Origin of the sequence: uncultured Escherichia sp. (assembly GCF_948475835.1) — a bacterium.
Lineage (GTDB): Bacteria > Pseudomonadota > Gammaproteobacteria > Enterobacterales > Enterobacteriaceae > ECMA0423.
Genome location: NZ_CAOLGM010000150.1, coordinates 1 through 9,459, shown reverse-complemented (window position 1 = coordinate 9,459; position 9,459 = coordinate 1). Strand labels below are relative to the sequence as shown.

Sequence of the window (9,459 nt, the reverse complement as noted above, 5' to 3'; positions counted from 1 at the left end):
GAGAATGAGAGGCTTGTCATAATAATTTTTCTTTAAATGGCTGATTTTCCGTCATCAGATTTTGCATAAACACCGGCGATCGCACTATTTGCTAAAATTTCATCCCGCCACCAGCCACTGGCAAGTCCTGCGGTCTGTTCATTCCAGCCAATCCAGACGGGTTCAAAGAGAGTTTGGGCGACCACTTTCTTCTCGATTAACGCGCCACTATCGAGAAAACGTTGCGCCAGATAACGGGGTAAATAGCCGCAGCCGAGGCCGCTAATTTGCAGCTCCAGCTTGGTTTTAAAATCGAAAACGGTAATGGCTTCTTGTTCGTCGAGAAGTTGTGAGGCCGTAGAAGCGCCTGCCTGCGCAGTATCCCCCACCACAATCGCCCGATATCGCTTAATAATACGACGATTTAACGGCTCTTCTTCCAGGGCTAACGGATGATGAGGCGCGACCGCAAAGACTTGTTCCAGATCGCCCAACCGTGAAAAACCAAACTCACTGGAAGATGGTGGCTCATGCATCGCGCCAACAATAATATCCGCTCGCCCCTGAGTCAGGGCATCCCATGAACCACCGAGTACGCCATTGATAAACTTCAGGCGCGTCACGCTATGATGTTGATAAAAAGCTTCAATCAGTGGCGCAAGCAGAGAAAAAGGAAACGTGTCGTCCACGCCAATCACCAGCTCGTTTTCCCAGCCTTCATGCAGTTTGATCGCCTGCTTTTCCAGTTCCCGCACGGTATGCAGAACTTCCCGCCCTTTCTCTAATAACATTTTTCCGGTGCGGGTGAATTTAGCGCGGTGACCGCTACGATCAAGCAATTGAATATTAAGGTCGCTTTCCAGCTTGTGAACGGTGTAACTCAGAGCGGACGGCGTCTTGTAGAGTTTGGCCGACGCCGCCGCAAAACTGCCTTCTTTTTCTAAGGCATCGAGGATCATCAACACATCCAGCAGTGGTTTCATACACGCCCCCTTGCAGTGTATGCGGCGTCCTGCTGGCGTGATCGTTTACTCCAGCGGCATTACCAGCGGATCGGGATACTGGTATTCAAATCCCAGTTCATTACAAATCCGACTGCCATCAATAATCTTACCTTTGCCGCTGTCCAGACTATTTCTGAACTGCGGAGGTTCCAGCCCCAGTAAACGGGCCATCTGCGGATAGAAAACATTACGCGCAGGGTGAGCTGGCGCACATATATTATAGATGTGTCCGCCTTTAGGTGCCTGTAACAACAGAGTGATAGCGCCAATAACATCTTCTAAATGGACTAAATTAACACCATGTTCACCATCAGGCGCGGTTTTTCCGGCAAAGAAGCGTCCGGGATGACGCCCCGGTCCGACCAGGCCCGCAAGACGCAGAATATCGACCGAAGTACCGGGTAAATTGTGCAGCCAGTCTTCGAGTTCTTCTAATACTCGTCCACTGTTGGTTACCGGATTACGCGGGGTAGTTTCTTTCACCATGCCTTGCGCATCGCCATAGACAGATGTTGAGCTGGTAAAAATAATTCGGGGAATACGATGGGCCAGCGCGCTATCCACTAACTCTTGTACCGCTTGTAAATAGAACTCATCGCCGGAGCCGCTACGACGTGCCGGAAGCGTAATGACCAGTGCATCGGCATCCATCAGGGCATCCAGATCGTCAGAATCGCAAACTAACTCAGGCTCCATGCGAAGCAGATAGCTATCAATGCCACTCATTCGGGCCGCTTCGACACCATCTTGTGTGGTTTTACTCCCGGTGACTTGCCAGCCTCGCGCTGAAAGTGACATCGCCAGCGGCATGCCTAACCACCCTAACCCGACAATTGCGACCTTTTTCATCCGTTATCTCCTGATACACCTTAGATCTATAAGGCTACGCTAGCGTATCAAAACTGACAATTCATTCTATGAATGAATCTGTTCAATAATGATAACGACATGCTGCAATGAGCAGTGAATCGTCGGTAACCGCGTATACCAGACGGTGCTCCTCTGTAATGCGTCGGGACCAGAAACCTGACAAATTATGTTTCAGGGGTTCTGGCTTCCCCTTACCTTCAAATGGCGTTCTGCGGGTATCTTTGATAAGTTCATTGATCTTTTTAACAATTCGCTTATCTGTTTCCTGCCAGTACAGATAATCATCCCATGATTCCTCAGACCAGATTAGTTTCACTCAATAATGTCCTTTTCTGTTCCTTTGCCTGATTTCAGGCTATCGATTGAGTCCATCAATCTCCGGGCGTTAGCGGGGGAACGCAGTAGATAAGCCGTCTCTTCCAGCGAGTTGTATTCTTCGAGTGACATCAGAACACAAGCCTCTCCATTCTGACGAGTAATAAGGATCGGGGCATGATCTTCAACGGCTTTCATCATTGTTGCCGACAAATTCTGACGCGCTTCGCTGTAGCTAATTGTACGCATGTCAATCTCCTCTTTTGTACAGTTCATTGTACAATGATGGGCGTTAATTAACTATTTATTAATTAGTTTGTAGATCAAGGTATTGTCAGTGAGACGAAAATCCAGGCTTCGCTATTTTTGGTGCCGTCAGCTTAGAGGACAGTCCTCTTAGCCCCCTCCTTTCCCCGCTCATTCATTAAACAAATCCATCGCCATAAAATATATAAAAAAGCCCTTGCTTTCTAACGTGAAAGTGGTTTAGGTTAAAAGACATCAGTTGAATAAACATTCACAGAGACTTTTATGACACGCGTTCAATTTAAACACCACCATCATCACCATCATCCTGACTAGTCTTTCAGGCGATGTGTGCTGGAAGACATTCAGATCTTCCAGTGGTGCATGAACGCATGAGAAAGCCCCCGGAAGATCACCTTCCGGGGGCTTTTTTATTGCGCGGTTGATAACGGTTCAGACAGGTTTAAAGAGGAATAACAAAATGACAGACAACACTCGTTTACGCATAGCTATGCAGAAATCCGGCCGTTTAAGTGATGACTCACGCGAATTGCTGGCGCGCTGTGGCATTAAAATCAATCTTCACACCCAGCGCCTGATCGCGATGGCAGAAAACATGCCGATTGATATTCTGCGCGTGCGTGACGACGACATTCCCGGTCTGGTAATGGATGGCGTGGTTGACCTCGGGATTATTGGCGAAAACGTGCTGGAAGAAGAGCTGCTTAACCGCCGCGCCCAGGGTGAAGATCCGCGCTACTTTACCTTGCGTCGTCTGGATTTCGGCGGCTGCCGCCTTTCGCTGGCAACGCCGGTTGATGAAGCCTGGGACGGCCCGCTCTCCTTAAACGGTAAACGTATCGCCACCTCTTATCCTCACCTGCTCAAGCGTTATCTCGACCAGAAAGGCATCTCTTTTAAATCCTGCTTACTGAACGGTTCTGTTGAAGTCGCCCCGCGTGCCGGACTGGCGGATGCGATTTGCGATCTGGTTTCCACCGGTGCCACGCTGGAAGCAAACGGCCTGCGCGAAGTCGAAGTTATCTACCGCTCGAAAGCCTGCCTTATCCAGCGCGATGGTGAAATGGAAGAATCCAAACAGCAGCTGATCGACAAACTGCTGACCCGTATTCAGGGTGTGATCCAGGCGCGCGAATCAAAATACATCATGATGCACGCACCGACCGAACGTCTGGATGAAGTCATCGCCCTGCTGCCAGGTGCCGAACGCCCAACCATTCTGCCGCTGGCGGGTGACCAACAACGCGTAGCGATGCACATGGTCAGTAGCGAAACCCTGTTCTGGGAAACGATGGAAAAACTGAAAGCGCTGGGTGCCAGTTCAATTCTGGTCCTGCCGATTGAGAAGATGATGGAGTGATCGCCATGAGCTTTAACACAATCATTGACTGGAATAGCTGTACTGCGGAGCAACAACGCCAGCTGTTAATGCGCCCGGCGATCTCCGCTTCTGAAAGCATTACCCGCACGGTTAACGATATTCTCGATAACGTGAAAGCACGTGGTGATGACGCCCTGCGGGAATACAGCGCGAAGTTTGATAAAACCACGGTTACCGCACTGAAGGTGTCTGCTGAGGAGATCGCCGCCGCCAGCGAACGCCTGAGCGACGAGCTAAAACAGGCGATGGCGGTGGCAGTAAAAAATATTGAAACCTTCCACACTGCGCAAAAGCTGCCGCCGGTAGATGTAGAAACGCAGCCAGGCGTACGTTGCCAGCAAGTCACGCGCCCGGTCGCTTCAGTTGGGTTGTATATTCCTGGCGGCTCCGCCCCGCTCTTCTCAACGGTATTAATGCTGGCAACTCCGGCGCGTATTGCGGGCTGTAAAAAAGTGGTGCTGTGCTCACCGCCGCCGATTGCTGATGAGATCCTTTATGCGGCGCAGCTGTGCGGTGTACAGGACGTGTTTAACGTCGGCGGCGCACAGGCCATTGCCGCGCTGGCGTTTGGTACGGAATCTGTGCCGAAAGTGGACAAAATCTTCGGGCCGGGTAACGCCTTTGTCACCGAAGCGAAACGTCAGGTGAGCCAGCGTCTGGACGGTGCGGCGATCGATATGCCCGCAGGCCCGTCGGAAGTGCTGGTGATTGCTGACAGCGGCGCTACGCCGGATTTCGTGGCTTCTGATTTGCTTTCTCAGGCTGAACACGGCCCGGATTCACAGGTGATTTTACTGACGCCCGCTGCTGATATGGCGCGTCGCGTTGCCGAGGCCGTCGAACGCCAGTTGGCAGAACTGCCGCGTGCCGAAACCGCCCGCCAGGCACTGAACGCCAGCCGCCTGATCGTGACTAAAGATTTAGCGCAGTGCGTGGAGATCTCCAACCAGTACGGCCCGGAGCACCTGATCATTCAGACCCGCAACGCCCGCGAACTGGTCGATGGCATTACCAGTGCCGGTTCGGTATTTCTTGGTGACTGGTCACCGGAATCGGCAGGTGATTACGCCTCCGGCACCAACCACGTTCTGCCGACTTACGGTTACACCGCCACCTGTTCCAGCCTCGGGCTGGCAGATTTCCAGAAGCGCATGACCGTGCAGGAACTCTCGAAAGAAGGTTTCTCCGCGCTGGCTTCAACCATAGAAACACTGGCCGCCGCCGAGCGCCTGACCGCCCATAAAAATGCCGTTACTTTGCGTGTTAACGCCCTTAAGGAGCAAGCATGAGCACCGTGACTATTACCGATTTAGCGCGTGAAAACGTCCGCAACCTGACGCCGTATCAGTCGGCGCGTCGTCTGGGCGGTAACGGCGATGTCTGGCTGAACGCCAACGAATATCCCACAGCCGTGGAGTTTCAGCTTACTCAGCAAACGCTCAACCGCTACCCGGAATGCCAGCCGAAAGCGGTGATTGAAAATTACGCGCAATATGCAGGCGTAAAACCGGAACAGGTGCTGGTCAGCCGTGGCGCGGACGAAGGTATTGAACTACTGATTCGCGCTTTTTGCGAACCGGGTAAAGACGCCATCCTCTACTGCCCGCCAACGTACGGCATGTACAGCGTCAGCGCTGAAACCATTGGCGTCGAGTGCCGCACAGTGCCGACGCTGGACAACTGGCAACTGGACTTACAGGGCATTTCCGACAAGCTGGACGGCGTAAAAGTGGTCTATGTTTGCAGCCCCAACAACCCGACCGGGCAACTGATCAACCCGCAGGATTTTCGCACCCTGCTGGAGTTAACGCGCGGTAAGGCGATTGTGGTTGCCGATGAAGCCTATATAGAGTTTTGTCCACAGGCATCGCTGGCTGGCTGGCTGGCGGAATATCCGCACCTGGCTATTTTGCGCACACTGTCGAAAGCTTTTGCTCTGGCGGGGCTTCGTTGCGGATTTACGCTGGCAAACGAAGAGGTCATCAACCTGTTAATGAAAGTGATCGCCCCCTACCCGCTCTCGACGCCGGTTGCCGACATTGCGGCCCAGGCGTTAAGCCCGCAGGGGATCGTCGCCATGCGCGGACGTGTGGCGCAAATTATTGCAGAACGTGAATATCTGATTGCCGCATTGAAAGAAATCCCCTGCGTGGAGCAGGTTTTCGACTCCGAAACCAACTACATTCTGGCGCGCTTTAAAGCCTCCAGTGCAGTGTTTAAATCTTTGTGGGATCAGGGCATTATCTTACGTGATCAGAATAAACAACCCTCTTTAAGCGGCTGCCTGCGAATTACCGTTGGAACCCGTGAAGAAAGCCAGCGCGTCATTGACGCCTTACGTGCGGAGCAAGTTTGATGAGTCAGAAGTATCTTTTTATCGATCGCGATGGAACCCTGATTAGCGAACCGCCGAGTGATTTTCAGGTGGACCGTTTTGACAAACTCGCCTTTGAACCGGGCGTGATCCCGGAGCTGCTGAAGCTGCAAAAAGCGGGCTACAAGCTGGTGATGATCACTAATCAGGATGGTCTGGGAACACAAAGTTTCCCGCAGGCGGATTTCGATGGCCCGCACAATCTGATGATGCAGATCTTCACCTCGCAAGGCGTGCAGTTTGATGAAGTGCTGATTTGTCCGCACCTGCCCGCCGATGAGTGCGACTGCCGTAAGCCGAAAGTAAAACTGGTGGAGCGTTATCTCGCTGAGCAAGCGATGGATCGCGCCAACAGTTATGTGATTGGCGATCGCGCGACCGACATTCAACTAGCTGAAAACATGGGTATTAATGGTTTACGCTACGACCGCGAAACCCTGAACTGGCCGATGATTGGTGAGCAACTCACTAAACGAGACCGTTACGCCCATGTAGTGCGCAACACCAAAGAGACGCAGATTGACGTTCAGGTGTGGCTGGATCGCGAAGGTGGCAGCAAGATTAACACCGGCGTTGGCTTCTTTGATCACATGCTGGATCAGATCGCTACCCACGGCGGTTTCCGTATGGAAATCAACGTCAAAGGCGACCTCTATATCGACGATCACCACACCGTCGAAGATACCGGCCTGGCGCTGGGCGAAGCGTTAAAAATTGCCCTCGGCGACAAACGCGGTATTTGCCGCTTTGGTTTTGTGCTACCGATGGACGAATGCCTTGCCCGCTGCGCGCTGGATATCTCTGGTCGCCCGCACCTGGAATATAAAGCTGAATTTACCTACCAGCGCGTAGGCGATCTCAGCACTGAAATGATCGAGCACTTCTTCCGTTCGCTCTCATACACCATGGGCGTGACGCTACACCTGAAAACCAAAGGTAAAAACGATCACCACCGTGTAGAGAGCCTGTTCAAAGCCTTTGGTCGCACCCTGCGCCAGGCCATCCGCGTGGAAGGCGATACCCTGCCCTCGTCGAAAGGAGTGCTGTAATGAACGTGGTGATCCTGGATACTGGCTGCGCCAACCTGAACTCGGTGAAGTCTGCCATTGCGCGCCACGGTTATGAACCCAAAGTCAGCCGTGACCCGGACGTCGTGTTGCTGGCCGATAAACTATTTTTACCCGGCGTCGGCACCGCACAAGCAGCGATGGATCAGGTGCGTGAGCGAGAACTGTTTGATCTCATCAAAGCCTGTACCCAACCGGTGCTGGGCATCTGCTTAGGGATGCAACTGCTGGGGCGGCGCAGCGAAGAGAGCAACGGCGTCGATTTGCTGGGCATCATCGACGAAGACGTGCCGAAAATGACCGACTTTGGTCTACCGCTGCCCCATATGGGCTGGAACCGCGTTTACCCGCAGGCAGGCAACCGCCTGTTTCAGGGGATTGAAGACGGTACGTATTTTTACTTTGTTCACAGCTACGCAATGCCGGTCAATCCGTGGACCATCGCCCAGTGTAATTACGGCGAACCGTTCACCGCGGCGGTACAAAAAGATAACTTCTACGGCGTACAGTTTCACCCGGAGCGTTCTGGTGCCGCTGGCGCTAAGTTGCTGAAAAACTTCCTGGAGATGTGATGATTATTCCGGCATTAGATTTAATCGACGGCACCGTGGTGCGTCTCCATCAGGGCGATTACGGCAAACAGCGCGATTACGGTAACGACCCGCTGCCGCGATTGAAGGATTACGCCGCGCAGGGTGCCGAAGTGTTGCATCTGGTGGATCTGACCGGGGCAAAAGATCCGGCTAAACGTCAAATCCCGCTGATTAAAACCCTGGTGGCGGGCGTTAACGTTCCGGTGCAGGTTGGCGGCGGCGTGCGTAGCGAAGAAGACGTGGCGGCGTTACTGGAAGCGGGCGTTGCGCGCGTGGTGGTCGGCTCCACCGCGGTGAAATCACCAGAAATGGTGAAAGGCTGGTTTGAACGCTTCGGTGCGGATGCCTTAGTGCTGGCGCTGGATGTCCGTATTGACGAGCAAGGCAACAAGCAGGTGGCAGTCAGCGGCTGGCAAGAGAATTCGGGCGTTTCGCTGGAACAACTGGTGGAAACCTATCTGCCCGTCGGCCTGAAACATGTGCTGTGTACCGATATCTCGCGCGACGGCACGCTGGCGGGATCTAACGTTTCTTTATATGAAGAAGTGTGCGCCAGATATCCGCAGGTGGCATTTCAGTCCTCCGGCGGCATTGGCGACATTAACGATGTTGCTGCCCTGCGTGGCACTGGCGTGCGCGGCGTAATAGTTGGTCGGGCATTGCTGGAAGGTAAATTCACCGTGAAGGAGGCCATCGCATGTTGGCAAAACGCATAATTCCATGTCTCGACGTTCGTGATGGTCAGGTGGTGAAAGGCGTACAGTTTCGCAACCATGAAATCATTGGCGATATCGTGCCGCTGGCAAAACGTTACGCCGAAGAAGGTGCAGACGAACTGGTGTTCTACGATATCACCGCTTCCAGCGATGACCGTGTGGTAGATAAAAGCTGGGTATCTCGCGTGGCGGAAGTGATCGACATTCCGTTCTGTGTGGCGGGTGGGATTAAGTCTCTGGAAGATGCCGCGAAAATTCTTTCCTTTGGCGCTGATAAAATTTCCATAAACTCGCCTGCGCTGGCGGACCCGACGTTAATTACTCGCCTGGCCGATCGCTTTGGCGTGCAGTGTATTGTGGTCGGTATTGATACCTGGTACGACGCTGAAACCGGTAAATATCATGTGAATCAATATACCGGCGATGAAAGCCGCACCCGCGTCACTCAGTGGGAAACGCTCGACTGGGTACAGGAAGTGCAAAAACGCGGTGCCGGAGAAATCGTCCTCAACATGATGAATCAGGACGGCGTGCGTAACGGTTACGACCTCGAACAACTGAAAAAAGTACGTGAAGTTTGCCACGTCCCGCTGATTGCCTCCGGTGGCGCGGGCACCATGGAACACTTCCTCGAAGCCTTCCGCGATGCCGACGTTGACGGCGCGCTGGCAGCTTCCGTATTCCACAAACAAATAATCAATATTGGTGAATTAAAAGCGTACCTGGCAACACAGGGCGTGGAGATCAGGATATGTTAACAGAACAACAACGTCGCGAACTGGACTGGGAAAAAACCGACGGACTGATGCCGGTGATTGTGCAACACGCTGTATCCGGCGAAGTGTTAATGCTGGGCTATATGAACCCGGAAGCCTTAGACAAAACCATCGAAA

The 9,459-nt window shown here is 53.0% G+C and carries 12 protein-coding genes, 1 pseudogene and 1 other annotated feature; of the genes and pseudogenes, 9 read left to right on the top strand and 4 right to left on the bottom strand.

Annotated features, from left to right (window positions below; genetic code table 11):
* Window positions 1–32 precede the first annotated feature (32 nt).
* The 4 genes from QZF50_RS20830 to yefM all read right to left on the bottom strand — a co-directional run bounded on the left by QZF50_RS20830 (window position 33) and on the right by yefM (window position 2,417).
* Window positions 33–962 carry a LysR substrate-binding domain-containing protein gene (locus QZF50_RS20830; RefSeq protein WP_000803351.1) on the bottom strand — a complete coding sequence of 310 codons (930 nt, stop codon included), beginning with the start codon at window positions 960–962 and terminating at the stop codon, window positions 33–35.
* Window positions 963–1,007: 45 nt separating this feature from the next.
* Window positions 1,008–1,832 (bottom strand): SDR family oxidoreductase, encoded by an 825-nt coding sequence (locus tag QZF50_RS20825; protein WP_000754749.1) that lies wholly within the window; start codon window positions 1,830–1,832, stop codon window positions 1,008–1,010.
* A gap of 82 nt (window positions 1,833–1,914) precedes the next feature.
* Entirely contained in the window at window positions 1,915–2,169 is a 255-nt protein-coding gene (yoeB, locus tag QZF50_RS20820) for a type II toxin-antitoxin system mRNA interferase toxin YoeB (protein WP_000767829.1), read from the bottom strand.
* Window positions 2,166–2,417: a YoeB-YefM toxin-antitoxin system antitoxin YefM gene (gene yefM / locus QZF50_RS20815; RefSeq protein ID WP_001259255.1), complete on the bottom strand. Its 252-nt coding sequence runs from the start codon at window positions 2,415–2,417 to the stop codon at window positions 2,166–2,168. The genes yoeB and yefM overlap by 4 nt, the downstream gene beginning before the upstream one ends.
* A gap of 282 nt (window positions 2,418–2,699) precedes the next feature.
* Between yefM and hisL the strand changes: the two genes are divergently transcribed.
* The 9 genes and pseudogenes from hisL to QZF50_RS20770 all read left to right on the top strand — a co-directional run.
* Window positions 2,700–2,750: a his operon leader peptide gene (hisL, locus tag QZF50_RS20810; protein WP_001364200.1), complete on the top strand. Its 51-nt coding sequence runs from the start codon at window positions 2,700–2,702 to the stop codon at window positions 2,748–2,750.
* Window positions 2,726–2,849, top strand: a sequence feature (His leader region). It overlaps the preceding gene by 25 nt.
* Window positions 2,850–2,895: 46 nt before the next feature.
* Window positions 2,896–3,795, top strand: a complete 900-nt coding sequence (gene hisG, locus QZF50_RS20805; RefSeq protein WP_000131782.1) for an ATP phosphoribosyltransferase — start codon at window positions 2,896–2,898, stop codon at window positions 3,793–3,795.
* A gap of 5 nt (window positions 3,796–3,800) precedes the next feature.
* Window positions 3,801–5,105, top strand: a complete 1,305-nt coding sequence (gene hisD, locus QZF50_RS20800; RefSeq protein WP_001499066.1) for a histidinol dehydrogenase — start codon at window positions 3,801–3,803, stop codon at window positions 5,103–5,105.
* Complete coding sequence (gene hisC, locus QZF50_RS20795) at window positions 5,102–6,172, top strand: histidinol-phosphate transaminase (RefSeq protein ID WP_000108950.1); 1,071 nt, start codon at window positions 5,102–5,104, stop codon at window positions 6,170–6,172. The genes hisD and hisC overlap by 4 nt, the downstream gene beginning before the upstream one ends.
* The gene (gene hisB, locus QZF50_RS20790; protein WP_000080093.1) at window positions 6,172–7,239 is read left to right on the top strand and encodes a bifunctional histidinol-phosphatase/imidazoleglycerol-phosphate dehydratase HisB; all 1,068 of its coding nucleotides are present in this window, start codon (window positions 6,172–6,174) and stop codon (window positions 7,237–7,239) included. Before hisC ends, hisB begins: the two co-directional genes overlap by 1 nt.
* Window positions 7,239–7,829, top strand: a complete 591-nt coding sequence (hisH, locus tag QZF50_RS20785; RefSeq protein WP_001103566.1) for an imidazole glycerol phosphate synthase subunit HisH — start codon at window positions 7,239–7,241, stop codon at window positions 7,827–7,829. The genes hisB and hisH overlap by 1 nt, the downstream gene beginning before the upstream one ends.
* Window positions 7,829–8,566: a 1-(5-phosphoribosyl)-5-[(5-phosphoribosylamino)methylideneamino]imidazole-4-carboxamide isomerase gene (gene hisA / locus QZF50_RS20780; RefSeq protein WP_000586416.1), complete on the top strand. Its 738-nt coding sequence runs from the start codon at window positions 7,829–7,831 to the stop codon at window positions 8,564–8,566. The genes hisH and hisA overlap by 1 nt, the downstream gene beginning before the upstream one ends.
* Window positions 8,548–9,324, top strand: coding sequence for an imidazole glycerol phosphate synthase subunit HisF (gene hisF / locus QZF50_RS20775; protein ID WP_023568740.1), 777 nt, complete (start codon window positions 8,548–8,550; stop codon window positions 9,322–9,324). Before hisA ends, hisF begins: the two co-directional genes overlap by 19 nt.
* A pseudogene (locus QZF50_RS20770) lies at window positions 9,318–9,459 on the top strand (bifunctional phosphoribosyl-AMP cyclohydrolase/phosphoribosyl-ATP diphosphatase); the annotation flags it as partial. The gene hisF and the pseudogene QZF50_RS20770, both read left to right, overlap by 7 nt.

Coding starts and splice junctions, on each gene's coding strand:
- QZF50_RS20830 (WP_000803351.1), bottom strand. CDS start 962: ATGAAACCACTGCTGGATGTGTTGATGATCCTCGATGCCTTAGAAAAA.
- QZF50_RS20825 (WP_000754749.1), bottom strand. CDS start 1,832: ATGAAAAAGGTCGCAATTGTCGGGTTAGGGTGGTTAGGCATGCCGCTG.
- yefM (WP_001259255.1), bottom strand. CDS start 2,417: ATGCGTACAATTAGCTACAGCGAAGCGCGTCAGAATTTGTCGGCAACA.
- hisG (WP_000131782.1), top strand. CDS start 2,896: ATGACAGACAACACTCGTTTACGCATAGCTATGCAGAAATCCGGCCGT.
- hisD (WP_001499066.1), top strand. CDS start 3,801: ATGAGCTTTAACACAATCATTGACTGGAATAGCTGTACTGCGGAGCAA.
- hisC (WP_000108950.1), top strand. CDS start 5,102: ATGAGCACCGTGACTATTACCGATTTAGCGCGTGAAAACGTCCGCAAC.
- hisB (WP_000080093.1), top strand. CDS start 6,172: ATGAGTCAGAAGTATCTTTTTATCGATCGCGATGGAACCCTGATTAGC.
- hisH (WP_001103566.1), top strand. CDS start 7,239: ATGAACGTGGTGATCCTGGATACTGGCTGCGCCAACCTGAACTCGGTG.
- hisA (WP_000586416.1), top strand. CDS start 7,829: ATGATTATTCCGGCATTAGATTTAATCGACGGCACCGTGGTGCGTCTC.
- hisF (WP_023568740.1), top strand. CDS start 8,548: ATGTTGGCAAAACGCATAATTCCATGTCTCGACGTTCGTGATGGTCAG.